The organism is Micromonospora sp. NPDC018662 (assembly GCF_044391475.1).
Classification (GTDB): Bacteria; Actinomycetota; Actinomycetes; order Mycobacteriales; family Micromonosporaceae; genus Micromonospora.
Map to the genome: position 1 here is coordinate 728,195 of NZ_JBISAC010000001.1, position 25,228 is coordinate 753,422.

The 25,228-nt window shown below is 72.8% G+C and carries 27 protein-coding genes and 1 pseudogene; 16 read left to right on the forward strand and 12 right to left on the reverse strand.

What is annotated here, in order from left to right:
* The first annotated feature begins 33 nt into the window (after positions 1–33).
* From ACH495_RS03530 to ACH495_RS03550, 5 genes are all read left to right on the forward strand, one after another.
* Entirely contained in the window at positions 34–1,980 is a 1,947-nt protein-coding gene (locus ACH495_RS03530) for a DUF5941 domain-containing protein (RefSeq protein ID WP_396856516.1), read from the forward strand.
* A gap of 16 nt (positions 1,981–1,996) precedes the next feature.
* Positions 1,997–4,186 carry a CDP-glycerol glycerophosphotransferase family protein gene (locus ACH495_RS03535; protein WP_396856156.1) on the forward strand — a complete coding sequence of 730 codons (2,190 nt, stop codon included), beginning with the start codon at positions 1,997–1,999 and terminating at the stop codon, positions 4,184–4,186.
* A gap of 104 nt (positions 4,187–4,290) precedes the next feature.
* Positions 4,291–5,601, forward strand: coding sequence for an ABC transporter ATP-binding protein (locus ACH495_RS03540; protein ID WP_396856157.1), 1,311 nt, complete (start codon positions 4,291–4,293; stop codon positions 5,599–5,601).
* Positions 5,602–5,698: 97 nt separating this feature from the next.
* Positions 5,699–6,274, forward strand: coding sequence for an ArsR/SmtB family transcription factor (locus ACH495_RS03545; protein WP_396856158.1), 576 nt, complete (start codon positions 5,699–5,701; stop codon positions 6,272–6,274).
* Positions 6,274–7,518: an MFS transporter gene (locus ACH495_RS03550; protein ID WP_396856159.1), complete on the forward strand. Its 1,245-nt coding sequence runs from the start codon at positions 6,274–6,276 to the stop codon at positions 7,516–7,518. The genes ACH495_RS03545 and ACH495_RS03550 overlap by 1 nt, the downstream gene beginning before the upstream one ends.
* An 11-nt stretch (positions 7,519–7,529) precedes the next feature.
* Here ACH495_RS03550 and ACH495_RS03555 read toward each other — a convergent pair whose 3' ends face one another.
* Together ACH495_RS03555 and ACH495_RS03560 are read right to left on the reverse strand one after the other, a co-directional pair.
* Positions 7,530–8,000, reverse strand: a complete 471-nt coding sequence (locus tag ACH495_RS03555) for a MarR family winged helix-turn-helix transcriptional regulator (RefSeq protein WP_396856160.1) — start codon at positions 7,998–8,000, stop codon at positions 7,530–7,532.
* A gap of 42 nt (positions 8,001–8,042) precedes the next feature.
* Positions 8,043–8,258 (reverse strand): hypothetical protein, encoded by a 216-nt coding sequence (locus ACH495_RS03560; RefSeq protein ID WP_396856517.1) that lies wholly within the window; start codon positions 8,256–8,258, stop codon positions 8,043–8,045.
* Positions 8,259–8,471: 213 nt separating this feature from the next.
* On the opposite strand from ACH495_RS03560, the gene ACH495_RS03565 reads away from it, so the two are divergent.
* Together ACH495_RS03565 and ACH495_RS03570 are read left to right on the forward strand one after the other, a co-directional pair.
* A complete protein-coding gene (locus ACH495_RS03565; RefSeq protein WP_396856161.1) occupies positions 8,472–9,272 on the forward strand; it encodes a Scr1 family TA system antitoxin-like transcriptional regulator in 801 nt (266 codons plus the stop codon).
* Entirely contained in the window at positions 9,263–9,451 is a 189-nt protein-coding gene (locus tag ACH495_RS03570; protein WP_393512124.1) for a DUF397 domain-containing protein, read from the forward strand. Before ACH495_RS03565 ends, ACH495_RS03570 begins: the two co-directional genes overlap by 10 nt.
* A gap of 264 nt (positions 9,452–9,715) precedes the next feature.
* Here the strand turns inward: ACH495_RS03570 and ACH495_RS03575 are convergent, their stop codons facing one another.
* Positions 9,716–10,255 (reverse strand): AAA family ATPase, encoded by a 540-nt coding sequence (locus ACH495_RS03575; RefSeq protein ID WP_396856162.1) that lies wholly within the window; start codon positions 10,253–10,255, stop codon positions 9,716–9,718.
* Between the two features lie 15 nt (positions 10,256–10,270).
* Entirely contained in the window at positions 10,271–10,795 is a 525-nt protein-coding gene (locus tag ACH495_RS03580) for a hypothetical protein (protein WP_396856163.1), read from the reverse strand.
* 110 nt (positions 10,796–10,905) lie between these two features.
* Between ACH495_RS03580 and ACH495_RS03585 the strand changes: the two genes are divergently transcribed.
* Genes ACH495_RS03585 through ACH495_RS03610 form a run of 6 tightly spaced genes read left to right on the forward strand, consistent with a single transcriptional unit; the run spans position 10,906 to position 16,966 of the window.
* Positions 10,906–11,310, forward strand: coding sequence for a GntR family transcriptional regulator (locus ACH495_RS03585; protein ID WP_396856164.1), 405 nt, complete (start codon positions 10,906–10,908; stop codon positions 11,308–11,310).
* Complete coding sequence (locus ACH495_RS03590) at positions 11,307–12,215, forward strand: ABC transporter ATP-binding protein (protein ID WP_396856165.1); 909 nt, start codon at positions 11,307–11,309, stop codon at positions 12,213–12,215. The genes ACH495_RS03585 and ACH495_RS03590 overlap by 4 nt, the downstream gene beginning before the upstream one ends.
* Positions 12,212–13,276 (forward strand): ABC transporter permease, encoded by a 1,065-nt coding sequence (locus ACH495_RS03595; RefSeq protein ID WP_396856166.1) that lies wholly within the window; start codon positions 12,212–12,214, stop codon positions 13,274–13,276. The genes ACH495_RS03590 and ACH495_RS03595 overlap by 4 nt, the downstream gene beginning before the upstream one ends.
* Before the next feature lie 53 nt (positions 13,277–13,329).
* Positions 13,330–13,797, forward strand: coding sequence for a DUF4442 domain-containing protein (locus ACH495_RS03600; protein WP_396856167.1), 468 nt, complete (start codon positions 13,330–13,332; stop codon positions 13,795–13,797).
* A 47-nt stretch (positions 13,798–13,844) separates the two neighbouring features.
* A complete protein-coding gene (locus ACH495_RS03605; RefSeq protein WP_396856168.1) occupies positions 13,845–14,597 on the forward strand; it encodes a beta-phosphoglucomutase family hydrolase in 753 nt (250 codons plus the stop codon).
* Positions 14,594–16,966, forward strand: a complete 2,373-nt coding sequence (locus ACH495_RS03610; RefSeq protein WP_396856169.1) for a glycoside hydrolase family 65 protein — start codon at positions 14,594–14,596, stop codon at positions 16,964–16,966. The genes ACH495_RS03605 and ACH495_RS03610 overlap by 4 nt, the downstream gene beginning before the upstream one ends.
* A gap of 48 nt (positions 16,967–17,014) precedes the next feature.
* Here the strand turns inward: ACH495_RS03610 and ACH495_RS03615 are convergent, their stop codons facing one another.
* The 3 genes and pseudogenes from ACH495_RS03615 to ACH495_RS03625 form a co-directional block, all read right to left on the reverse strand.
* On the reverse strand, positions 17,015–17,194 hold the full coding sequence (locus ACH495_RS03615) for a hypothetical protein (protein WP_396856170.1): 180 nt from the start codon (positions 17,192–17,194) through the stop codon (positions 17,015–17,017).
* Between the two features lie 64 nt (positions 17,195–17,258).
* Positions 17,259–17,606, reverse strand: a complete 348-nt coding sequence (gene trxA / locus ACH495_RS03620) for a thioredoxin (RefSeq protein ID WP_396856171.1) — start codon at positions 17,604–17,606, stop codon at positions 17,259–17,261.
* Positions 17,576–17,966, reverse strand: a pseudogene (locus tag ACH495_RS03625) (MerR family transcriptional regulator). The gene trxA and the pseudogene ACH495_RS03625 overlap by 31 nt, the downstream one beginning before the upstream one ends.
* A gap of 463 nt (positions 17,967–18,429) precedes the next feature.
* On the opposite strand from ACH495_RS03625, the gene ACH495_RS03630 reads away from it, so the two are divergent.
* A complete protein-coding gene (locus tag ACH495_RS03630) occupies positions 18,430–19,092 on the forward strand; it encodes a dienelactone hydrolase family protein (protein ID WP_396856172.1) in 663 nt (220 codons plus the stop codon).
* 31 nt (positions 19,093–19,123) lie between these two features.
* Here the strand turns inward: ACH495_RS03630 and ACH495_RS03635 are convergent, their stop codons facing one another.
* Entirely contained in the window at positions 19,124–20,314 is a 1,191-nt protein-coding gene (locus ACH495_RS03635; RefSeq protein ID WP_396856173.1) for an AI-2E family transporter, read from the reverse strand.
* A gap of 129 nt (positions 20,315–20,443) precedes the next feature.
* Between ACH495_RS03635 and ACH495_RS03640 the strand changes: the two genes are divergently transcribed.
* Positions 20,444–20,626, forward strand: a complete 183-nt coding sequence (locus ACH495_RS03640; protein ID WP_396856174.1) for an antitoxin — start codon at positions 20,444–20,446, stop codon at positions 20,624–20,626.
* Positions 20,627–20,689: 63 nt separating this feature from the next.
* Here the strand turns inward: ACH495_RS03640 and ACH495_RS03645 are convergent, their stop codons facing one another.
* A complete protein-coding gene (locus ACH495_RS03645) occupies positions 20,690–21,307 on the reverse strand; it encodes a C39 family peptidase (protein ID WP_396856175.1) in 618 nt (205 codons plus the stop codon).
* 143 nt (positions 21,308–21,450) lie between these two features.
* The gene (locus tag ACH495_RS03650; protein WP_396856176.1) at positions 21,451–21,864 is read right to left on the reverse strand and encodes a pyridoxamine 5'-phosphate oxidase family protein; all 414 of its coding nucleotides are present in this window, start codon (positions 21,862–21,864) and stop codon (positions 21,451–21,453) included.
* Between the two features lie 212 nt (positions 21,865–22,076).
* Between ACH495_RS03650 and ACH495_RS03655 the strand changes: the two genes are divergently transcribed.
* Positions 22,077–23,867: a trypsin-like serine protease gene (locus tag ACH495_RS03655; protein ID WP_396856177.1), complete on the forward strand. Its 1,791-nt coding sequence runs from the start codon at positions 22,077–22,079 to the stop codon at positions 23,865–23,867.
* Positions 23,868–23,956: 89 nt separating this feature from the next.
* On the opposite strand, the gene ACH495_RS03660 is transcribed toward ACH495_RS03655, so the two are convergent.
* Together ACH495_RS03660 and ACH495_RS03665 are read right to left on the reverse strand one after the other, a co-directional pair.
* Entirely contained in the window at positions 23,957–24,292 is a 336-nt protein-coding gene (locus ACH495_RS03660) for a hypothetical protein (RefSeq protein ID WP_396856178.1), read from the reverse strand.
* A gap of 41 nt (positions 24,293–24,333) precedes the next feature.
* Entirely contained in the window at positions 24,334–25,158 is an 825-nt protein-coding gene (locus tag ACH495_RS03665) for a hypothetical protein (protein ID WP_396856179.1), read from the reverse strand.
* Between the last annotated feature and the right edge of the window lie 70 nt (positions 25,159–25,228).

Here is a 25,228-nt window from a genome sequence, read left to right on the forward strand (position 1 = left end):
GACCCGACCGGTCCGGGCCACCCGACCGACCCGGTGGCGGGCCGGCCCTCCGGGGAAACGCTCACCGAGCGCCTGGCCGCGCAGTGGCGCCGGGCCGGGGCGGACGACGTGCGGTTCGCCGCCGACCTGGGCGAGCTGGCCGACCTGGTGGCCGGTGCGACCGGCCCGGTGCTGGTCAGCGGCGTCGACCTGGTGGCGCACACGGCCGTACTCAGACATCTGGCGACCAGCCCGGTCGGGTCGACGGTGGCCCTGGTGCTCACCGACCCGCCGGCCGGCGGACAGGCGGTGGTGCGCGAGGAGCGCGGCCAGGTGGTCGCGGTCGGCGACGCGGCGGACGCGACAGGCGTGTTCGGCGGCGCGCTGCGCGTCGGCGCGGCCGACCTGCCGGCGCTCGCCGACGCGGCCCGCGCCGCAGCCGCGACCGACCCGGCCGCGCCCGCGGCGTCCGGCGTCGAGCCGGCCGGTCCGGCGGTCGAGCCGGGCGAGCCGCTGGGCGCGGTGGACCGGCTGGTGGCCGGGCTCGCGGCCCGCGGCACGCTGATCTTCGCCCATCGGGTACGCCTGCTCGTGGCGCACCGGGCCGGCGACGCGGCCGGACGGGCGACCGCCGAGGCGGAGGTGGCGGCGGTCGACGAGGACCGGGCCGAGCTGAAGCTGTCGGTGAAGGAGCGGGACGACTTCTTCACCACGTTCTTCGTCAGCACCTGGTCGCCGTACGTGACGAAGGCGGCGGCCCGGATCGGGATCGGCCCGACCGGCGTCACCATGGTCTCGGTGGCCTTCGCGGTGGCCGCGGCCGCGCTGTTCGGCGCCGGTGGCCGGCCCGCGTTGGTGGCCGGCGCGGTCCTGCTCTACCTGGGGTTCGTGCTGGACTGCGTGGACGGGCAGTTGGCCCGCTACACCCGGCACTTCAGCGCCTGGGGCGGCTGGCTGGACACGATGGCCGACCGGTTCAAGGAGTACGTGGTCTACGCCGGTCTCGGCTTCGGCGCCACGCATGCCGGGTTCCGCTACGGCTGGGCGCTGGCGCTGGCCGCGATGACGTTGCAGACCGTGCGGCACATGACCGACACCTGGTACGGCGCGCTGCACGACGAGGCGGCCCGCCGGCCGAAGGTGGTGACCGCTGACGCGGGTGGCATCGGCGGGAAGCTGAACGCCGCGTCGACCCGGGTGCAGGCGGACACCGGCTCGGTGTCGTACTGGCTGAAGCGGACCGTGGTCTTCCCGATCGGTGAGCGGTGGGCGTTGATCGCGGTGGCCGCCGCGCTGTTCGGGCCGCTGGTGGCGCTCTGCGCGGTGCTGGTCTGGGGCACGTTGGCGTTCGCGTACACCGGCGGGTTGCGGACGTTGCGGGCGCGTTGGATGCGGGTGCCGGTGCTGACCACCGTCGACGCGGGCCTGCACCGCGACGACGGCCCGCTGACCCGGACGCTGCCGGCGGCGCGCCGGCCGCTGGCGCTGGCGGTGCTGGCCGCGCTGGGCGCGGCGGCGCTGCTGGTCTGGGCGCTGTGGGCGGTGCACGGCGGGCGCGACCTGCCCGGCTGGGGCGCGATTCTCGCGTTGGTGCTGCTGCTGGGCGCGGCGCAGGGTTCGCGGGCGCCGCACGCCGGGGCGTTGGACTGGCTGGTGCCGGCCGCGTTGCGGGCCGCCGAGTACCTGTTCGCCGTCGCGGTCGGCGTGGCCGGGCGCGCGCCGGCCTGGCTGATCTTCGGGTACGTGCTGGTGCTCACGCTGCACCACTACGACCTGACGGCCCGGCTGGAGAAGCGGCAGTCGGCGCCGCCGCTGCACGCCGCCACGCTGGGCTGGGAGGGGCGCTCGCTGCTGCTGGCAATCGCGCTGATAGCCGGAATTGCGAGTGTTGCTCTGGCTACACTCGGTGCGTACCTTCTCGTGGTTTTTGTCGCGAGTGTGGTCCTCGCCTGGGTGGTCCTGCCGGCCCGCGCCCGTGGGGGTGCCCCCTCGCCGGGCTGACGGAGGGCGGGCCGGGGTGACGCTGATCAGCTTCGTCGTGCCGGCCTACCGGGTGCAGGGCTACCTGCGGGAGTGTCTCGACTCGATCCTCGACCAGCCGTTCGGCGACCTCGAGGTGATCGGGGTGGACGACGCCTCCCCGGACGGCAGCGGCGAGATCCTGGCCGAGTACGCGGCGCGCGACGCCCGGGTCCACCCGGTACGGCTCGCCGAGAACGTCGGGCTCGGTCCGGCCCGCAACGCCGGGCTGGACCGGGCCACCGGCGAGTACGTGTGGTTCGTCGACGGGGACGACTGGCTGGTGGCCGGCACCCTGCCGCACGTCGCCGACCGGCTCCGCGACACCCGTCCGGACGTGCTGGTCGTCGACCACGTCCGGGCGCACTGGAACGACGTGGGCACGAGCAGCGCCATGCGGGACGTCTTTCCGGTGCCGCCGGGCGCGGCCACGTTCGCGTTGCGGGACCGGCCGGAGACGCTGCGCCTGCTGCACACCGCCTGGAACCGGCTGGTCCGCCGCGAGTTCCTGGTCGAGCGCGGGCTGCGCTTCGCGCCGGGCTGGTACGAGGACGTCTCGTTCAGCTATCCCGCGCTGATGGCCGCCGACCGGATCGGGGTGCTGGACCGGGTCTGCCTCCACTACCGGCAGCGCCGTACCGGTGCGATCACCCGGACCCGGGGCGACCGGCACTTCGAGGTGTTCGCCCAGTGGCACCGCGTGTTCCGGTTGATGGACCGGTGGGCGCCGGCGGTGGACGGGCTGCGGCCGGCGGTCTTCGAGCGGATGATCTGGCACTACCTGACCGTGCTCGGCAACGGCGAACGGATCGCGCCGGAACTGCGGGCGCCGTTCTTCGCCCAGATGCACGAGGACTACGTCCGCTTCCGGCCGCCCGGTGGCTACCCGGTCCCGCCCGGCGTGGAGGGGCTGAAGCACCGGCTGGTGGCGGCCGGCCGGTGGCGGACGTTCAGCGCGCTGCGCGGCGCCCACCAGGCCGGGGAGACCGCGCGGCGGACAGCCGGTCAGGCCCGGCGGCGGGTGGCACCGATCGTGCGGCGGACCGCCCGGCGGGCCCGTGACACCGCGCTGCACGAGTACTACCGGGCGGAACTGCGCCGCCCGGTCGACCCGACGCTGGCGGTCTACGCGGCCTACTGGTACCGGGGGTACGCGTGCAATCCGGCGGCGGTCTACGAGGCCGCCCGCCGGCTCGCCCCGCAGGTACGCGGCGTCTGGATCGTCCGCCGCGACCGGGTGGCCGCGTTGCCGTCGGGCGTGGAATACGTGGTCGCCGGCACCCGGGAGTACCACCGGGTGCTGGCCCGCGCCCACTGGCTGGTCAACAACGTCAACTTCCCGGACTTCGTCCGCAAGCGTCCCGGCTCGGTGCACGTGCAGACCCATCACGGCACGCCGGTGAAGGTGATGGGCCTGGACCAGCAGCGTTACCCGGTGGGCGCGATGGGCATGGACTTCGCCGACCTGCTGCGCCGGGTGGACCGCTGGGACTACAGCATCACCGCGAACGCGTTCTCCACGCAGATGTGGGAGCGGGCGTACCCGGCCGACTACACCACGCTGGAGGTCGGCTACCCGCGCAACGACCGGCTGGCCCGGGCCACCGCCGACCAGTGCCGCCAGGTCCGCGCCGCACTGGGTGTCGACCCCGACGAGTACGTGGTGCTCTACGCCCCGACGCACCGCGAGCACCTGCCCGGCTGGCGGCCACCGTTCGACCCGGACCGGATGCGCGACGTGCTGGGCCCGACCGGGCGGCTGCTGATGCGCAGCCACTACTTCCACGACCGGGCACGGCAGCCGCGCGGCCCGGCCGCGGGCGGTGTGCTGGACGTCAGCGGGTACGACCAGGTGGAGGATCTGTACCTGGCCGCGGACGTGCTGGTCACCGACTATTCCTCGGCCATGTTCGACTACGCCGTGCTGGACCGGCCGATAGTCGTCTACGCGCCGGACTGGGACGCGTACCGGGTGGCCCGGGGCGTCTACTTCGACCTGCTGGCCGAGCCGCCGGGCGCGGTCGCGGTGGACTTCCCGGGCCTGCTGGACGTCTTCCGCTCCGGCGCGGTACGCGGCGAGGCGGCCGAGCGGGCCCGGGCGGCGTTCCGGGCGCGGTTCTGCGCGCTTGACGACGGGCACGCCGCGGAGCGGGTGGTCCGCCGCGTGTTCCTCGGTGAATCCACGTAATAGGACTGTCACGAGACGAACATGGCACGTTTACCCGATGTGCGAATCCGATGATCCTGGTCACAGTCATTCCCGGGTTCGGGCGAGCGACTGGGGAGGTGACGGTGACCACCGTCGCGCTCAAGGATGTCACCAAGGTGTTCCAGGACGGAACGATCGCGGTCGACAACATAAATCTGGACGTCAACGACGGCGAGTTCATGGTGCTGCTGGGCCCTTCGGGGTGCGGCAAGTCCACCGTGCTGCGGATGGTGGCCGGCCTGGAGGATCCGACCTCGGGCGCGGTCATGCTCGGCGGCGAGCTGGCCAACGACCTGCCACCGAGGGACCGGAAGATCGCCATGGTCTTCCAGGACTTCGCGCTCTATCCGCACATGACCGTCGGCGACAACATCGGCTTTCCGCTGCGGCTCTCCGGCATCGAGCCCGGGCCGCGTGGCGAGCGGATCCAGGACGTGGCGGGCGCGCTGGGCATCGGCGACGTGCTCGCGCGCAAGCCGAGCCAGCTCTCCGGCGGCCAGCGGCAGCGGGTGGCGATGGGTCGGGCGATCGTCAGGCGGCCCGGCCTGTTCCTGATGGACGAGCCGTTGTCCAACCTGGACAGCGGGTTGCGCGCCGAGCTGCGGGCCGAGATCTCCGCGCTCACCCGTGAGCTGGGCGTCACCACCATCTACGTCACCCACGACCAGGCCGAGGCGCTCACCATGGCCGACCGGGTGGCCATCATGCGCAAGGGCGTGCTCCAGGACGTCGGCACCCCCACCCAGGTGTACGGCCGGCCGGCCACGCTCTACGTCGCTGCGTTCCTGGGCAGCCCCCGGATGAACCTGCTGGAGGCGTCCGTCTACGTCCACCTCGACCGGTACGTCGCGCTGAACCTCGGTGAGCAGGCGCTCTACCTGCCCTGGGACGACATCCGCAGCCGCGCGGTGGCGCACTACCACGGCGAGCGGATCGTGGTCGGGCTGCGCGCCGAGGCGCTCACCCCGGTCGCCCCGGACACCGCCGGTGACGTGCTGCACGGTCGGATCCGCTACCTGGAGCACCACGGTCACGAGTCGCTGGCCTTCCTCGACATCGGCGCCACCGCGATCGTGGTCGACGAGATGGGCACCCCGGTCGAGCGCACCGTCCCCGGCCAGCGCAGCCTGCGCCGGTTCGGCCAGGTGATGCAGCGGCTCACCGGCCGGGCGGCGGAGACCGCCGCGCCGGAGCCGGCGCCGAGCGGCAGCGGTAACCGCACCAGCGTGCTGCCCGACCCGGGCCGGCACCACCGTCGCCCGGCCGAGTTGGCGGTACGGCTGGCCCCGTACCCGGCGGTGTCGTCCGGGCACCCGCTGGCGGTGCAGGTGCGGATGGACGCGTTGCACTTCTTCGACGAGCGCGGCGACCGCATCGACGTCGGCTGGAGATGAAAGGAGGGGCCCCCGCTTAACGCTTTCTGCATAGGAGGGGGCCCCGCTTAACACCATGCGGCAAGCCAACATACCTTGGCCAAGGTATGTTGGCTCCATGTCACCCCAGCAGAAGCGGCAGATCACCGACCCGCAGGCGCTGCGCGCGCTCGCCCATCCCGTCCGGCTCAAGCTTCTTGAGCTGCTGACCGTCGACGGTCCGGCCTCCGGGCGGAGGTTGGCGGACCGGACCGGCGAGTCGACGGCATCGGTCAGCTACCACGTCGGCCAGTTGGCCAAGTGGGGCCTGGTCGAGCCGGCACCCGAGTTGGCGGACGGCCGCGAACGGCCCTGGCGGGCCACCAGCCGGGGCATCACCTGGTCCGCGACCGGCGACGGCTCACCGGAGTTCGTGGCCGCGTCCCGGGCGCTGCGGGAGCAGTTCATCGCCCAGCGACTCGCCGCGCTGGAGGCCTACCAGCGTCGCCAGGACGACTTCGACACCGCCTGGCAGGAAGCGGCGTGGGTCGGCGAGGACGTCGGCCATCTCGACCCGGACGAGCTGGTCGAGATGACCGAGCGCATCAAGGCGGTCGTCGGCGAATACACCGCCGCCGCCCGGCCGCGCAGCGCCCGCGCCCGCCGCGTCGCCTTCTTCGGGTACGCCGTCCCCACCGACGACGGCCCGAGCTGATGCTGCGTACGCCGGGCCTGCTCGCCCTGTTCGTCGCGAAGCTGCTGTCCACCTTCGGTTCCTGGCTCACCCTGCTTGCGCTGCCGTGGTTCGTGCTGGTGACCACCGGTTCGCCGGTGCGGATGAGTGCCGTCCTGGCCGCGGAGTTCCTCGGCGTGGTGAGCCTGGGCCTGCCCAGCGGTCGGGTGGTGGCCCGGCTCGGGGTGCGCCGCACCATGCTGATCTGCGACGCCGCGCGCGCCCCGCTGATGGCGCTGATCCCGCTGCTGCACCAGGCGGACTGGCTGAGCCTGCCGGCCCTGCTGGTCGTCTCGTTCGGCCTCGGCGCGTTCACCGCTCCCTACGTCTCCTCGCAGCGGCTCATCCTGCCCGAGCTGCTCGGCCCGGCGCGCGGCACCGACGAGAAACTGCTGGCCCGGGCCAACGGCCTGATCGACGGTGCGACCCGGATCGCCGCCCTCGCCGGGCCCGCGCTCGGTGGCCTGCTCATCGCCCTGCTCGGCCCGGTCCAGGTGCTCTCGATCGACGCCGGCACCTACCTCGTCTCGTACCTCATTCTGATCGCCTTCGTCCGCCCGGCCGCCACCGCGCACCGCGCGGCCGACCCGGCGGGCGGGCGGGGCGCCACCTTCGCGGGCCTGCGCTACGCGCTGCGCCACCCGGCGCTCCGGCTCTTCGTGCTCGCCCAGACGTTCGTGACCCTCTCGATTCCCGCCGTGTTCATCTGCCTCCAGGTGCTGGTCAAGGACGACCTGGGCGGCGACCCTCGGACGTTGGGGCTGCTCACCTCCGCGAACGGCGCCGGCCTGGTCGTCGGCAGCCTGGTGGCCGTCGCCGGTCTGGGGCGGATGACCAGACCCGCCCTCACCGCCGCCGCGCTGTTGCAGTGCGCCCCGCTGTGGCTGCTGCTCGTCGATCGGGTGTCCGTGGTGGCCGGTGGGCTGTTCCTGGTCGGCCTGGCCACGCCGGTGCTGGCGGCGACCATCAACACGCGCGCCACCGTACGCGCCCCGGCGCTCCTCCGACCGCACGTGATGACCGCGGTGACGACCACCGAGAACCTGGCCGCGTTCGTCGGCTACACCGCTGCCGGGCCGGCGTTGCAGCTCAGCGGGCTGCGGCCGGTCTTCGCCGGGATAGCCGCCCTGGCCGCACTCGGCGCGGTCAGCTTCACCGCGGCCCTGCACGTCGACCGGCCGGCACCGGCAGCACCGGCTCGGCGCCCGGCGGACGTCACCGCGTGACCGGGCGCGCCTCAGGCCGGGGCGGAGCCGTCGGTGTTCCTGATCATCCGGTGGAGCACCTTCAGCGTCGTGACGTAGTCCGCGTCGTCGATGCCCTCGTGGATGCGGGCCCGGATGGTCGGCGCGTGACGCTTGAGGTCGATGCGAGCGGCCTCCCCGGCCTCGGTGATGGACAGCCGTCCGTCCTCGTCGCGGACCAGCCAGCCGCGCTCCAGCAGCACCTGCGACTCGGCCGCCAGGTCGTCCTCGGCCCGCAGGTAGGAGCGCATCGCCTGCCGCAGCTCGGCGACGGTCAGCCCGCCGCCCTGCGGCAGCAGGTCGTTCGGGGAGAGGTTGCGCAGCAGCCAGAACTGCGGCTGCGTGAAGCCGAGTTCGGCGTGCCGTGCGCGGGTGAAGGCGATGAGTGACTCGTAGGCCACGCCGGTCCAGTAGGCGGCGGGCTGGCCTGCCAGTTCGGCGTCGGACATCTGCGGCGTCGTCATGGGAGCGAAGGTAGAACATCAACCCGGCTTCAGCTCAAGGGTTCACGCCTGGCGCCCCCAGGCGACGAAGCGGGCGAACATGTCGGCGGGAGCCGGGGCGCCGGCCGGGTTCAGCCGGTAGAGGTCGCGGGTCGCCTCGTAGAACAGCCCGCACAGGTAGAGCGACAGGCCGACGTTGTTGTCCTCGTACTCGTTCTTGAGCAGCAGGCGGGCGGTCGGGCAGGGCCACTGCTGGCCGCAGGCCCGGCAGCACCACATCGGACGCAGCGGTGTGTGCGGCGCGGCATGCCGGGGGTACGGGCGTTGGTTGGTCACGGGCGCTCCTCTCGATTAGCGGGTTCCGGACGAGTTCGGTTCCGCTGCGTGACAGTCTCGTCACCGCGTCGCTAGGGTCGGAAGGCGTTCCACCCCCACCTTCCGGGCCGTCCGATCGGCCGTCTTCCGTGTGCAGCCGTGTGCAGAGGTGTGCAGATGATCCGTATGGCGTTGTGGGAGCTGTTCGCCGGTGAGCTGCGCCGGCTCCGTGCCGAGGCCGGGCTGACGCAGGAGGCGTTGGGCGAGCGGGTGAGCTATTCGGCGTCGCTGGTGGCGGCCGTCGAGCAGTGCCGCCGCGCGCCGCGTGCCGAGTTCACCGAGCGCTGCGACGAGGTGCTCGACGCCGGTGGCCTGCTGGTCCGCATCCGGGCCGCGCTGGTGCAGGAGTCGCTGTTGCCGTGGTTCCGCGAGTGGGTGGGCATCGAGCAGGAGGCGACCGCGCTGCGCAATTACGAGCCGTTGGTGATTCCGGGCCTGTTGCAGACCGAGGAGTACGCCCGCGCGCTGCACGACGGCGCGAGTCCGCTTGTCGGTGAGGCGCTGGAGCAGCAGGTGGCCGCGCGGCTGGCCCGGCAGGCGGTGCTGGATCAGCCCGCGCCGCCGCAGTTCGTGGCCGTGCTCGACCACTCGGTGCTGACCCGCCCGGTCGGCGGCCCGAAGGTGATGCGGGAGCAGTTGGCGCACCTGGTCGAGATGGGCCGCCGGCCCCGGGTGCACCTGCACGTGGTGCCGGAGACGGTCGGGGCCCATCCGGGGCTCAACGGCGCGTTCGTGCTCGCCACCCCGGCCGACGGCGACGACGTGGGCTATCTCGACAACCAGTTGCACGGCACAATCGTGGAACGGGCGGTGGACGTGAACTCCCTGCGGCAGACCTGGGAGTCCGTCCGCGCGGAGGCGATGCCGCACGGGGCGACCCTGGCGGCGATCTCGGAGGCGGCGAACCGATGGAGCTGACCGGCGCGACCTGGCGCACGAGCACCCGCAGCAGCGGCAATTCCGGCAACTGCGTCGAGGTGGCGGACAATCTGCCCGGCGTGGTCGGGGTCCGCGACAGCAAGGACCGGCAGGGGCCGGCGCTGACGTTCACGCCGGCGAGCTGGGCGGCGTTCGTCGCCCACACCAAGCGCGCCTGACCGGCCCCGCCGCCGGCGCTTGCCGGTGACGGAGGGAGGGCCGTGACCGTTGACGGGTGCCGGCGCGGACATCGGGCAGGCCGCTCGCGCTACATGGGCTCAGTCGGTGTGGCGGCCTCGGTCGCGAGTACGACCGGCATGTCCGGGTAAGGATCCCTGATCGGTGCACGGCCGTCATGTCCTAATGTCTCTTATGAAGAGACAAGGCTCCCTCCGAGCGGGCTCATTGTCTCTTATTAAGAGACAATGAGCCGTCGCGCCTCGTCAGGAGACCGACGGCGGCCAGCGACGGGTGCGCCACTCGTCCCAGCTCGCGAACCCGGCCGGTGGGGCGTCGACGGGTTCGCTGCCGTCGAGTTCGCCGGGCGTGGGGACCTCGATGGTGGCGGCCCACCCGGCGAGCTCCTCGTCGGACATGGGCCACGTCGTGTGCGGCGCCTCGGCCTGCCGCTGATCGCGTCGCCTGCGCTGCTCGGCGGCGGCGAGTGCGAAGTAGTGCAGCTCCACCGTCGCGCCGAGGTCCGCCGCGGCCTGCCGCAGCGCGGAGCGTTCGTCCCGACTCCAGAGGCCGAAGTCGAGCACGACGTTGATGCCGAGTTCGAGCGCGCGCAGGCCGACCTCGATGAGCCGTCCCTCGATCACGTCCTGGGCCGACGACGGGTTCTCGGGCCCGTAGAGAGCCTTCGCCCACTCGTCCTTCGTCAGGCGAAGCGCCTGCCGCTCCCGCTCGATGCGCCGAGCGGCGGTGGTCTTGCCGGTGCAGGGGAGCCCCACGGTCAGGAACAGCGTCGGTCGCCTCGTCATCGCCACACTCAATGGTCACGTCTTGCGGCGTAGTTCGCGGAGCACGCCGTGCCGGCGGAGCGCCCACGCGAGGCGACGGGCGCTCGGGTGCCGTACGAACAGCACGGCCGCCCGGCGGACCAGGCCGAACCGGTCGTCGCTCACCTGGCGGTCGATGGCCTGCCAGATCAGCTCGCGCACGTCGGCGCTGTCCAGCATCGCCCGCACCTCGCGGCGTACCGCGGGGTCCTCGGTGGCCGACGTGATGGCGGTGACCCGGGCCGGTCGGTCCGAGAGTGGCTGCACCGCGGCGGCGACCAGCGGCCGGCGGACCGTGTCGCGCTCCAGCAGCAGCAACACCGCTTCCCGGACCTCGGTCGTCGCCAGGCCGGACCGCAGCAGGCCCAGCAGGCTCCGCTCGACCTCGCCGTCGTGGTCCGGGACGGACAGCGCGGCCAGCAGCACTGTCACCTCGTCGAGGTCGACGAGGTGGCGCAGCCCGGCGCGGAACTCCGGCAGCCCCCACGCCACCGTCAGCCCTCTCGCGAGATCGCGGTTCATGGGCCACTCGCTACCCGGAGTCGGCAGCCGGTGAAACGCCCGAAGCGCCTTGCCATGGTTATTAGCTGGTGTTCTACTTAACCATAACAATCCTGAGGAGGGCTCGTCAGGTGATCAACTTTCATGTCGACCGGTCCAGCAGTGTCCCCGCGTACGCCCAACTGGTGCGGCAGGTCCGCGAAGCGCTCCGGATCGGGACCCTGCAACCGGGAGATCAGCTCCCCACCGTGCGCAGCGTGGTGACCTCGTGCACGGTCAACCCGACCACCGTGCTCAAGGCCTACCGGGAGCTGGAGCTGTCCGGCCTGGTGGAGGCGCGGCAGGGGGCGGGCACCTTCGTCAGCGGGACGCTCGGCAACGCCGATCCCCACGTCATGGCGCGGCTGCGGAGCAGCCTGGCCCGGTGGCTCGGCCAGGCCCGGGAGGCCGGTCTGGAGGACGAGGACGTCCAGGCGCTGCTCGCCTCCGTCATCGTGGAGAACGCGACGCGCCAGAAGCGGGAGGGTGCGGCGTGAGCGGCCAGTCGAGCGCCGTCGAGGCCCGCGAGCTGAGCCGGCGCTACGGCCGCGTGTGGGCGCTCCGGGAGTGCGGCTTCCAGTTGCCCGCGAACCGCATCATCGCGCTCGTCGGTGCGAACGGCGCGGGCAAGTCGACGTTGCTGAGCATCATCGCCGGCACGTTGGCGGCCACCAGCGGCACGCTGCTGGTGCACGGCCGACCGGTGGTGCGGGGCGGGTCCGTCGACGGCGGGAGCAGGGTCGCGATCCTGGCCCAGGACAAGCCGCTCTACCGCGACTTCACCGTGTCGGAGATGCTCCGCTTCGGCCGGTCGACCAACCGTGTGTGGGACCAGCGGCGGGCGCTGTCCTGGCTGAGGCGCTTCGACATCCCGCTCGACCGTCGCTGCGGCAGGCTGTCCGGCGGGCAGCGGGCGCAGGTCGCGCTGGCGGTCGCGCTGGGCTCCCGCCCGGCGGTGTTGCTGCTGGACGAACCCCTCGCGAACCTGGACCCGGTGGCCCGTACCGAGGTGACCGGCGAACTCATGGCGGAGGCCGCCGACGCCGACATGACAGTCATGCTGTCGACCCACATCATCGCCGAACTCAGTGGCGTCGGTGACCATCTGCTGCTGCTCGACGCGGGTCGGCCCGTGCTCACCGGCGACGTCGAGGAGCTGCTCGACGACCACGTCCGGCTGACCGGCCCACGGGCTGACCAGCCACCCGGTCCGGGCACGGTCGTCCAGGCGCAGCACACCGAACGCCAGTCCACCTTCGTCCTCCGGCTGCCGACGACACCGACGGCGCACGCCGTCGTGGCCCCCGGTTGGACCACCCAGCCCATCACCCTGGACGAGCTGATCCTGACCTATCTGAAGGCGTCGTCCACCGCACCGCACGAGCGGGAGGCAGCCGCATGAGCCCGGTCACCGAAGTGTCCGCCCCCACGAATCGCCGGGACGACCTCGGGCACGCCGGAGGCGTACGCGGTCTGCTCTGGCTGACCTGGCGTCAGCACCGGTGGACCCTGATCGGCACGCTGGTCCTGGCCGCGGTCCTGGTGGGCTGGATGACCTACCTCTCCGTCGAGCTGACCAGCCTGTGGCACCAGTGTCACGAGACGTTCTGCCCCGACAACTCTCCCCAGGCCGATCGGCTCGCCGGGTCCTCGCCCCTGGTCCTGGCCATGGCCGCCCTGTTGCGGGTGGTGCAGTGGATGCCGCTGCTGATCGGCGTGTTCGTCGGCGTCCCGGTGCTGACCAGGGAACACGAGCAGCGCACCCTGCTGCTGGCCTGGAGTCAGGACGTCTCGCCGGAACGGTGGCTGTGGACCAGGCTGGCCGTGCTCGGCCTGTTCGTGGCGGCGGTGACCACGGCCGTCGGTGGGGTCAGCGACCATCTGGAGCGGACCCGGGCCCTGGTCGGTCCGGTCAGCCTGTTCGAGTACGAGCCGTTCCTGAACACCGCGATGCTGCCGGTCGTGATCAGCCTTTGCTGGTTCGCGATCGGGGTCGCACTCGGCGCCGTGCTCAGGCGCACGCTCGCGGGCGTGTTCGGCGTGATCGTGGGCTTCGTCGGCCTGACCTACCTCGTCCAGTGGCGCTATCCGACGCTGATGACGCCGCTGTCCGCGCACCGCCCCATCGGCGGGCCGAACCTCGATGTGCTCCGGGACAACGCCCTGGTCGTCAGCGGCGGCATGATCGACTATGGGATCGACGGGCCGTCCGGCGCGTTCGACGCCTCCGGGCGTGAGCTGACCGGCGTCGAGCTGCAACGCCTCTGCCCGCCCGACAACGGCAGCGGCCGGACGCTCGCCTGTTTCGCGGAGAACCATCTCGAACAGCACCTGCTCTATCAGCCGGGCAGTCGGATCACCGACTTCCACCTGATCGTCGCCGGCGGCTACCTGGGCCTGACCGCGGTGGCGCTCCTGACCGTCTGGTGGATCGTCCGCCGTACCGATCTCAGCGCGGGCTGACGTCGGCCGGCCGCCGGCTTGCCCGGGAAGTTACCGGCGAGTAGCGTTCGGGCATGTCCATCGACTCTCGCCAGGTGGCGGCCGGTCTCCTCGAAGCCGTGCCGTTCGCCCGTACGCTCGGCATCGAGGTCGTCGAGGTCGCGCCCGAGGCCGACGGCGGGGTCCGCGCCGTGGTGCGGCTCCCCGACGACCCGGCACACCACAACCACGTGGGCGGCCCGCACGCCGGCGCCATGTTCACCCTCGGGGAGACCGCCTCCGGCGCGGTGGTGCTGGCCGCGTTCGGGCAGGTGCTCGACCGGGCCGTACCGCTGGCCGTGACCGCGACCATCGGCTACCGCAAGGTCGCCATGGGCCCGGTGCTGGCCACCGCGCGGCTCGGCCATCCGCCGGCCGACGTGCTGGCCGAGCTGGACGCCGGGCAGCGGCCCGAGTTCGACGTCGAGGTGGAGATCGGCACCGAGGACGGCACCGTCACCTCGGCGCTCACCGTGACCTGGACGCTACGCCCGAACCGCTGACACGCGAATCGGGTTTGCCCGGTGACCCGCCTGGATAGATTCAGGCAATGCTGGGCCTACCCGCGCACGTGACCGCGTGTCTCTTCGATCTGGACGGCGTGCTGACGCAGACCGCCAAGGTGCACAACGCCGCCTGGGCCGAGACGTTCGACACGCTCCTGCGTCGCCGGTCGACAGAGACCGGCGAGCCGTTCCGCCCGTTCGACAGCGGACCGGACTACAACCGGTACGTGGACGGAAAACCGCGTGCCGACGGGGTGCGATCGTTCCTGGCCTCGCGCGGCATCACGCTGCCCGAGGGCACCCCCGACGACCCGCCGGACGCGGACACCGTCAACGGCGTCGGCAACCGCAAGAACGTCGTCCTGCTCCAGCGCATCGCGCACGACGGTGTCGAGGTCTACGACGGCTCGGTGCGCTACCTGGAGGCCGCCACCGAGGCCGGGCTGCGCCGGGCGGTCGTCTCGGCGAGCGCCAACTGCGAGGCCGTGGTGCACGCCGCCGGGCTGGACCGGTGGTTGGAGGCGCGGGTCGACGGCGTGGTCGCCCGGCAGCGCGGTCTCCAGGGCAAGCCGCACCCGGACACGTTCCTGGCGGGTGCCCGGATGCTCGGCGTCGACCCGGCGAACGCGGCCGTCTTCGAGGACGCGCTCGCCGGGGTGGCCGCCGGGAAGGCCGGCGGCTTCGGGTACGTGATCGGCGTCGACCGGGTCGGCCAGGCCGACGAGCTGCGCGCGCACGGCGCCGACGTGGTGGTCACCGACCTGGCCGAGCTGCTCACCACGGAGCCGACCCCGTGATCCGGGAACGGTCGTACCCGGTCGAGCCCTGGCACGTCCGCGAGGTCCGCCTCGACATGGACGTGCTGGCCCAGTCCGAGTCCGTCCTCGCGCTCTCCAACGGCCACATCGGGCTACGCGGCAACCTCGACGAGGGCGAGCCGCACGGCCTGCCCGGCACCTACCTGAACTCGTTCTACGAGCTGCGCCCGCTGCCCTACGCGGAGGCCGGCTTCGGCTTCCCCGAGTCGGGGCAGACCATCGTCAACGTCACCAACGGCAAGCTGATCCGGCTGCTCGTCGACGACGAACCGCTCGACGTCCGCTACGGCGAGCTGATCGACCACGAGCGGGTCCTCGACCTGCGCGCCGGCACGCTCCAGCGGGAGGTGCACTGGCGGTCCCCGGCCGGCCGCGAGGTCAAGGTCCGCAGCACCCGGCTGGTGTCGTTCACCCATCGCTCGGTCGCGATGATCAACTATGAGGTGGAGGCGGTGGACGGCCCGCTGCGGCTGATCCTCCAGTCCGAACTGGTGGCGAACGAGTCGCTGCCGCCGCAGAGCCGCGACCCCCGGGTGGCCGCCGTGCTCGAATCGCCGTTGCAGGCCGAGGAGGAGCTGACCACCGACGACGGTGGCCTGCTCATCCACCGCACCAAGGTCAGCGGCCTGCGGGTCGCCGCCGGCATGAGCCACGACGTGCACGGCCCGGAACACACCACTATCGAAACCGAGGGGTACGAGGACTGGGTCCGCACCACCGTCGGCTGCGTGCTCAAGCCCGGCGAGAAGCTGCGGGTGGTCAAGTACCTGACGTACGGCTGGTCCAGCCGGCGGTCCCTGCCGGCGCTGCGCGACCAGGTCGGCGCCGCGCTGTCCTCCGCCCGCCTCGACGGCTGGGACGGGCTGCGCCGCGCGCAGCGCGAATACCTCGACACGTTCTGGGACGCAGCCGACGTGCGCGTCGAGGGCGACCCGGAGGTGCAGCAGGCGGTCCGCTTCGGCCTCTTCCACGTGCTCCAGGCCGGTGCCCGTGCGGAACGGCGGCCGATCTCGGCCAAGGGCCTCACCGGCCCGGGGTACGACGGCCACGCGTTCTGGGACACCGAGATGTTCGTGCTGCCGGTGCTCACGTACACCCAGCCGAGCGCGGTGCGGGACGCGTTGCAGTGGCGCTACGACACCATGGCCCAGGCGCAGGAGCGGGCCCGCACGTTGAACCTCAAGGGCGCGGCGTTCCCGTGGCGCACCATCGAGGGGCCGGAGTCGTCGGCGTACTGGCCGGCCGGGACCGCCGCGTTCCACATCGCCGCCGACGTCGCCGACGCGCTGCGCCGCTACGTGCTGGTCACCGGCGACGAGGCGCTGGAACGCGAGATCGGGCTGGAACTGCTGGTCGAGACCGCCCGGCTGTGGCGCTCGCTCGGCCACCACGACCGCGCCGGCCGGTTCCACATCGACGGGGTGACCGGCCCGGACGAGTACACCGCGGTGAAGAACGACAACGTCTACACCAACCTGATGGCGCAGCGGAACCTGCTCACCGCCGCCGACTGCGCGATGCGTTACCGCGACCAGGCCATCGACCTCGGCGTCACCGAGGAGGAGGCGGCCGCCTGGCGGGACGCCGCGCAGGACATGCACGTCCCGTACGACGCGGAGATCGACGTGCACGAGCAGGTGGAGGGCTTCACCCGGTTGCAGGAGTGGGACTTCGAGCACACGCCGCCGGAGAAGTACCCGCTGCTGCTGCACTACCCCTACTTCGACCTGTACCGCAAGCAGGTGGTGAAGCAGGCCGACCTGGTGCTGGCCATGCACTGGCGGGGCGACGCGTTCAGCGCCGCCGAGAAGCTGCGCAACTTCACCTACTACGAGCGTCGCACGGTCCGGGACTCGTCGTTGAGCGCCTGCACGCAGGCCGTGCTGGCGGCCGAGGTGGGCTTCCCCGAGCTGGCCCACCGCTATCTGCGCGAGGCCGCGTTGATGGACCTGCACGACCTGAACGAGAACACCCGCGACGGGGTGCACATGGCGTCGCTGGCCGGCGCCTGGATCGCGCTGGTCGCCGGCTTCGGCGGGCTGCGCGACCACGACGGAACGCTGTCCTTCGCACCCCGGCTCTCCAGCCGGCTCAGCCGCCTGGAGTTCTCGTTGCAGTGGCGGTCGATGCGGCTGCGGGTCGACGTCCGGCCGCACCAGACCACGTACTCGCTGCGCAACGGCGGGCCGGACACGGTGCTGGACCTGCTGCACCACGGTGAGCCACTGCGGGTCACCTGCGCCCGGCCGGTCACCGTGCCGGTGCCGCCGGTGCACCCGTCCGGGCCGCAGCCGGAGCAGCCGCCGGGCCGGGCGCCACTGATGCACCTGCCGGAGCACGCCGGCTGAGGTCGCGCGGTCCCACCCCGGAGGGCGGGACCGCGCTGTCCGCGTACCTCAGAACTGGCGGCCGTTGGACGGACGTCCGCCGGCGTCCCGCGGCGCCATCGCCCGCGGGTCGTCCGGGGTACGCGCCGACGCGGCCTGGTCGGCCCACTCCGGCGAGCGTTCCAGCTCCCGTTCGCGGCGTTCCTGGTCGGTGCGGTCCTGCTGCCGGGACCTGTCCTGTTTCGCCATCTTCAGATCCTCGCGATCGGTCGGGGTCCGTGGTCACGGCGCGCGTTCCCGCCCGAGGCGTGACTCAATCGTCGAGGTGGCGGGCGAAGCTCAGCCGGAGGTGGTTCTTCGGCCGGGAACCGACGATCGAGCCGACCACCTCACCGTCGCGGAAGACCAGCATGGTCGGCGCGGACATCACCCGGTGGGCCCGTGCGGTGTCCGGGTTCTCGTCGATGTTCAGCGTGACGAAGCGCAGCGCGTCGCCGAACTCCTCGGCCAGCTCGGCCAGGTGCGTGGACACCACCCGGCAGGGCGGGCACCACTCGGCCCAGAAGTCGACCACTACCGGCCGGTCGGCGGCCAGCACCGTCGCCGCGAACGTGGCGTCGGTGACCGCGGTCAGTCGGCCGGCCTGCGTGTCCTGAGGCATGTTTCCTCCCGATGGGCGATCGCGTGGGCGAGTTGGTCGTGCAGCCGACGGCGGACCGCGCCGAGCCGGTCGAGGTAGTCGTCCACCTCGGCGAGCTTGCGTCGCAGCACCGCCACCGAGTCGGGGCAGACGTCGCCGGAGTCGTGCCCGGCGCGCAGGCAGGCGACACGGTCGGATGTCGTCCAGCCCGAAGCCGATCGCCAGCAGGGACCGGATCTCGTGCACGACGCGCAGCTCCGCCTCGTCGTAGACCCGGTAGCCGTTGGCGGACCGGCGTGGCCGGACCAGCCCCTGGGTCTCGTAGTAGCGCAGCGTGCGGGCGCTCGTACCGGCCCGTTCCGCCAGCTCCCCGATCCGCATCCGCGCCCCCCTTCGTCTCTGCCACGCCCGACGCTAAACCTTGTCGCCGACGTCAAGGCAACCCACGCGCGCCGCGCTGTCGCCCCGGAGATCTTGGTACGAATCGGCCCCTATGGGGGCCATTTCGTACCAAGATCTAAATCTTTCTCGCGCTTTGGAGGACCCGGCGAGGCGAGAGGGCTCGCCGGTCCCTGCCGCCCGCCCCGTGCTCATACGCCTGCTTTCGCCCTCGCCGCGGCCCGCAAGGCATCCCTGCGCGTCATGCCGAGGAGGCATGACGATGTCGCTGAGTCATAGCCCATGCCGAGCCGCAGTGCCCTACCGCTCGCGCGATCCGCCTTGAACACGAAACACGTAACGAGGCGCTGGCCAGCGACGGTGATCATGATGTTGATGAGTTGGGGAGCGCTCTCTGTGCCGTCGACTTCATGATCGCCGGGAGGTGGGGTATGCCGGGGCGGAGGTGAGGGGTGTGCGGGAGGTTTCGGTACCGGTGGTGGAGGGTGGGCTCACGGGGGACGTGTCCGTTCCCTCCGGGGCGGGCGGCGTGGTGCTGTTCGCCCACGGGAGCGGCAGCTCGCGGCAGAGCCCGCGCAACGTGGCGGTGGCGCGGGCGCTCCACGCGCGCGGGCTGGCCACCCTGCTCGTCGACCTGCTGACGGTGGACGAGGAGGCGCGCGACGAGGTCACCGCCGAGCTGCGCTTCGACATCGGGATGCTCGCCGAACGGCTGGCCGGCATCGTCGACTGGATGGGCGCCGACCCGGAGCTGGGGCGCCTGCCGATCGGGCTCTTCGGCGCCAGCACCGGCGCGGCCGCCGCCCTGGTCGCCGCCGCGGCCCGCCCCGACCGGGTGGGCGCGGTGGTCTCCCGGGGCGGCCGGCCGGACCTGGGCGGCAGCTCGCTGACCGCGGTACGCGCGCCCACGCTGCTGCTCGTCGGCGGGCTGGACGAGCAGGTGATCACGCTCAACGAGCAGGCGCGGGACGAGTTGGGCGAGGTGGCGGAGCTGCGGATCGTCCCCGGCGCCACCCACCTCTTCGAGGAACCCGGCACGCTGGAACAGGTGGCCGACCAGGCCGGCGCCTGGTTCGTCGCCCACCTGCGCCAGCCGCACCCGGCCTGAGCCGCCGCCCGGCTGCCGCCGCGCCGGCCGCTCAGCCGGTGGCGTCGGCGGCGCGCGCGGTCCCGCCGGCCCGGTGCCGCTGCACGGTGTCCAGCACCCGCCAGAGCACCGCGGCGATCGGCACCGAGACGAACGCGCCGGCGACCCCGGCGACGAGCGTGCCGGCGGTGACCACCACCAGGATGACCGCCGGGTGGAGCTGGACCTGCCGGCGCATCACCAGCGGCTCCAGCAGGTTGCCCTCGATCTGCTGCACCGCGATCACCGCCGCCAAGGTGAGCAGGGCGGTGGTCGGGCCGTTCGCGGCCAGCGCGACGAGGACCGCCACCGCGCCGGCCACGGTGGCGCCGATGATCGGCACGAACCCGCCGAGGAACGTGATCAGGGCGAGCGGCAGCGCCAGCGGGACGCGCAGCACGACCAGCGCCAGCCCGATGCCGATGGCGTCGATCGCCGCGATGATCATCGTCCCCCGGCTGTACGCGCCGAGCGTCCGCCAGCCGGCCCGGCCGGCCTCGGCGGTGACCTCGCGACGCGGTCCGGTCAGCCGGCGCAGCACCCAGTGCCACATCGACCGGCCGTCCTTGAGCAGGAAGAACAGGAGGACCAGACCGAGCAGCAGCGCGCCGGCCACCTCGGCGACCTTCTGCGCACCGGCGACCGGGTCGGGGGCGCCGGCGCTCACGCCCTGGCGGATCTGCTCGACCAGCTTGTCGAGCTGCTGGTCGCTGACCGGCAGCGTGGAGGTGACGAAGTCCCGGCTGCGTTGCAGGCCCTCGTCGAGCTGCTGGCTCAGCTCCCCGAACTGACTGGCGGTGAGGTTCCAGACCAGGACGCCGGCCCCGACCAGGACCCCGAGCAGCAGCAGGACGGTGAGCAGCGCGGCGAGCGCGGCCGGCACCCGGAGCCGGCGCAGCCGCACCAGCACCGGGTCGAGCAGCGCGGTCAGGAACAGCGTGCCGGCCAACGCCACGGCCAGCGGCGCCAGCAGCACCGCGATCCGCCCGAGCAGCCACAGCCCGGTGGCCACCACCAGGAGACAGAGGCTCCAGGTGACCGCCGTCCGCACCGGCCAAGGCAGCCCCGCCCAGGTCTGCCGCGGCCCCGGGTGTGGCAGCAGCACGGAGCCCCCGGAATCGGACCGCCCGGTGTCGGACCGTGCGGTGTCGGGTCGGGCCCCGGCGGGGCGGGCCGGGTCGGGCGTGCCAGCGTCGTCGTCCACGTCGCCTCCTCGATCGTGGCCGTTGGTACCCGACGCGGGTGAATCCGACACCCGGGCCGTCGACGCCCGGCCGGTGTTTGCGCCCCCGGCCGCAGGGAAGGCTTTCAAGGTACCGAAGGGAGATGCGACATGAGTGACTTCATGGACAAGGCCCGGGACTTCGCCGACAAGCACGACAAGCAGGTGGACCAGGGCATCGAGAAGGCCGGTGACATGGTCGACAAGCGCACCGGCGGCAAGTACGACCAGCAGATCGACAAGGGCGTCGACATGGCGCAGCAGCGCACCGGAGAGGGCGACACCGGGCGCTGAGCACCCGAGGACGAATCCCGGGCCGCCCCGAACGGGCACCCGGGATTCGTCGTGTCCGGCGCGTCAGGCGCTGTAGCCCCGGCCGGCGATCCAGTTGGCCAACTCGGTCACGCTCATCCAGTACGTCGGCTCGTCCGGCCGGGCCGGGTCGGCGATCAGCACCGTGTTCCCGTCGTCGGTGTAGCGCACCACGGTGACGTAGTGGCCGGGGTAGCTGTGCTCCACCCCGTCGACGTCCCGCGCGCCGCCGAGGATGTTCGCCACCACCGGGCGGTCGGCGTCCACGGCGGTCCGGATGTCCGCGCGCAGCCGCGCCACCTGCTCGCGGGTGGCCACCTCGTCGCGGATCTCGGTGGTCCGGTACTTGCCGCCGGTGTACTCGTTGAGCACCCGGGTGACGTCGACTGCCGAGTCGGTGCCGTTCTCGGTGGTGCCGAGCTTGGCTGCCAGCTCGTCCTGGCTGACGTCCCGGCCCTCGGCCGAGAGCGCGATCCGGGTCGACGCCGGCCCGCAGTAGAAGAAGTTCGGTTGTGCCTGGTACTCGTAGTCGGCGCTGCGGTCACCCTTGCCCTTGACCGGGGCCGGGGCGGCGTGCGCGGCCGTGACCGGGCCGGCCACGGCGCTGCCGGCGGCGGCCAGGCCGGCGACGGAGAGCAGGCACCTACGGACGATCGGGTTCATGCGAGGCTCCATTCGGGGGTCGACGCTCCGCGACGGGAGACGTGGCACCGGGAGTGGCGCTCGGCGTACGGGGAGTGCAACGGCCCAGGTCGGTCGCCCATTTCCGGGCGTGGTCGCCGCCACCGTGGAACCGGACGAACGACTCAGTCGGGCAGGCTTCCCAACAGGCGGGTCACCGCGATCTCCAGCACCACCCGCTCCGGGTTCGGGCGCGGCGTGCGGTAGCGCTCGGCGTACCGGCGCTCGGCCTCGGCCACCGACGCCGGGTCGCGCCGCACCACCGCCCGCCCCTCCACGGTCAACCACCAGCGGCCGTCGACCTGGCACACCGCCACCGGCGTGCCGGCCGGCCCCGCGGCGGCCACGTGCCGCGCCTTCGCCGAGCCGCCCGAGGTGATCACGCGGGCCAGGCCGGCCTCCGGGTCGAAGGTCACCCCGACCGGTACGACGTGCGGGGTGCCATCGGCGCGCAACGTGGTCAACGTGGCGAGGTGCCGGTCGGCGAAGAAGCGCGCGACGCGCCCGTCGTGCGGATCCAACCGGTGCTGCCCCGCCATGCCGTCTCCTCGCTCGTCCGGAGCCGATCATCACATGCCGGGCCGGCGGTGCGCCGGACGACGAGACATATTCCATGCCCGATGTCCGGCGCAAGGGCTGCCGCGTGTGCTCTTCTTCATGCCAAGGTGGACAGTGGGTGAATCGAACGCTTCATAAGGTGACCCCGTGCGCCCACCGTGCGGTGGGCGTCGTTCGAATCGGGGGAAACGTCGTGTCACTGCCGTACCGCCGGGTCGCCGTTCGCGGCGCCGGCCTGCTCGCCGCGGTCCTGCTGGCCGGGGCAGCCGCAACCACACCCGCCCAGGCCGTCACCGGCGGCGCTGCCGTCACCGACGGCTCCTACGCCTTCGCCGCCAAGATCTCGATCGGCCCCGCCGACCGCTCGTGCAGCGGTGCGCTCGTCGACCCCTGGTGGGTGCTCACCGCCAAGAGCTGCTTCAGCTTCGACGGCCAGCCCGTCGTCGACGGCAAGCCGGCCCGGCCCACCACCGTCACCGTGGGCCGACCCGACCTGACCGCGTCGACGGGTGCCACGTCGTCGGCCTTCCGGGTCGTGCCGCACCCCGACCGCGACGTCGCGCTGGTGCGGCTGACCCGCCGGGCGGACGTCGCACCGGTGGCGCTCGGCCCCGCGCCGGTCGTGGGCGAGCAGCTCACCGCCGCCGGCTTCGGCCGTACGGCCACCACCTGGGTGCCGGACCAGCTGCACGCCGGCCCGTTCGAGGTGCAGAGCGTCGGCGCCACCACGGCCGGCATCCTCGGCACCGGCACGGCCGGGATCTGCCGGGGCGACCTGGGCGGCCCGACCGTCCGCACCACCGGCGGCACGCCCCGGCTGGTCGGCCTGCACCGCTCCTCCTGGCAGGGCGGCTGCCTCGCCGAGACGGAGACCCGCCGGGACGCGGTGGACACCCGGGTCGACGACCTCGGCCCGTGGCTCGCCGCCACCATGCCGCAGGGGCCGGCCACCGACCAGTACGCCGACATCAACTTCCTGTACGTCTACGCCAACGGCGACATCGCGCCGCAGACGTTCCCGGCCACCTCTACCGGCGGGTTCGGCAGCCCGCTGGGCACCTGGCGGGGCGGCGCCGGCGCGTACGCCACGGACCGGATGAAGGTGTTCAACGACGACTTCGACGGCGACGGCGTCGACGACGTCGCGGTCATGTCCACCACCACCGCGAACGCGTTCGCGCTGGACACGTTCGTCACCCGCCCGGACGGCACCCACGGCGCACCGGTCCGCTCCTGGACGTCGCCCAACTTCGGCCACCTGACCAGCATGAAGATGGCGTCGGGCGACATCAACGGCGACGGCCGGGCCGACCTCACGGCCTTCTACGGCTACGCCAACGGGGACGAGGCGTGGATCAACTGGCTCGCCCGACCCGACGGCGGGTTCGACGCCCCGATCGAGGCGTGGCGGGCGCCGAACTTCGGCAACTGGGCCAGCACCAGCGTCTTCGCCGGCGACGTCACCGGCGACGGGCGGGCCGACGCCAGCCTCTTCTACGCGTACGCCAACGGCTCGATGGCGGCCATCACCTGGCCGGGGCAGGCGGACGGCAAGTTCGGCGCCGGCTACACCTCGTGGTCCGTCGCGGCGGACAAGGCGCCGGGTGCCCTCGCCACCCTGAAGATCGTCGACGGCGACTTCACCGGTGACGGGCGGGCCGACGTGGCCGCCCTCCAGACCAAGGACAACAAGCTGCGCCTGCTGACCTGGACCGGCAAGACCGACGGCACCTTCACCGACCCGGTCGAGTCGTGGTCGTCGTCGATCTTCGGGCAGTTCGCCAGCATCAAGCTGGTCGGCGGCGACTACAACGGTGACCGGCGGGACGACCTGGCCGTCCTCTACAAGTACCCGGACAACGGGCTGGGCCTGCACACGTTCACCTCGACGCCGGCCGGCGGGTTCACCGTGCCGTTCGGGTCCTGGCGGGTCGGCTCGGGCGTCTACGGATGGTGGCCGAGCATGCGGATGGACGGCGAGTAGCGCCGACCGGACGACGCCCTGACCGGCGTCCCTCCGCCGCGTGCGGAGCGGCGTCGGTCAGGGTCGGCGCCCGTGTGGAGCGGCGTCGGTCAGGGTCGGCGCGGCGGGGCGGCCGGCAACGGCGTGGCCGGGGCGTCGCGCGTGACCCGTTGCGCCGCCCGGTGCTTGGCGGCCAGCCGACCCAGATAGAACAGCGCGCCGGCCAGCACGCCCATGTCGTCCAGGTAGATCGGGTCGGGAAGCAGGTCCACCGGCAGGATCGTGTAGATCAACGCGCCGTAGAAGGCCACCTTGCCGCCGGCGCCGAGTGTGCCCAGCATGCGACGGGTGCGGACCACCCGGATCGCGAGCAGCACGGCGCCGACCAAGGTCGCGACCGCGACGACGGCGGCGAGAACGACGAGCACCCACGCTTCACGGGACACGACACCACGCTAGCGGAGCCGGGCCGCCGCCGCCCGGACGGTCAGTATGCCGGCACGGCCGCCCGGCCCCGGGCCACCGGGGTCAACTCCCGGGTGGTCTCCGCGACCGGCAGCTCCCGCGTGTTCTCCGGGCCGGTGAAGCCCACGATGGAGAGTGCCGCCTGCGGCTCGGCGACCGGGTGCAGCGCCGCGAACGCCTCCTCGTGCAGGCTCCGCGCCGCGGCGGCGGCCGTCTCGGCGGCCCGCCACGCGGCCTGCTCCCGCTCCGACGCGGCATGCTGCCGGGCCCGGAGATTGTCCCGCACCAGCCGGCGCAGCAGCAGCTCCTGCTCCACCGGGTGCCGGCTCGGGTCCCAGCCGCGCCCGCCGAGGATGTCGCTGAGCTGCTGCACGCTGATCTCCTTGCGCCACTGGGCGTCCAGCGCCGCCCGGTGCAGCCAGCGCTCCCGGTCCGCGTACTCGGCCGGGGTGCGGGCGGTCCGGGGCAGCGGCAGCGCCGCGGCGGCGGCCAGCCGGCGGACGTCCTCCTCCGCGGCCTGGCAGGCCAGCCAGGCGGCTTCGGCCTCGTCCTGGGCGGCCAGCCACTCGGCCCGGCGCCGCTCGGCGGTCACCGTCGCGCGGGACGCGGCCACCGACACCTCGTCCGCGTACCGGGTCCGTTCCCGCGTCCGCTCCCGGTCCTGCTCGGCCCGGTCGATGCTGCTCGGCCGGGCGGCCTCACTGATCCGTTCGCCGAACACCGAACGGAACCGGGTGGGACGGACGACCAGCGCGGCGATCACGACCGCCGCCACGGCGAGCAGGGCCAGCCAGATCACGGCGGCGGCGGGGACGTCCGGCAGGACGGTGGAGAAGACGGTCTGCATACCAGCACCTCGCGGTGGAACGATTGACGATCGACGGTGGGGGCCCGGGCGTCGGGCGGAGTGCGCGGCG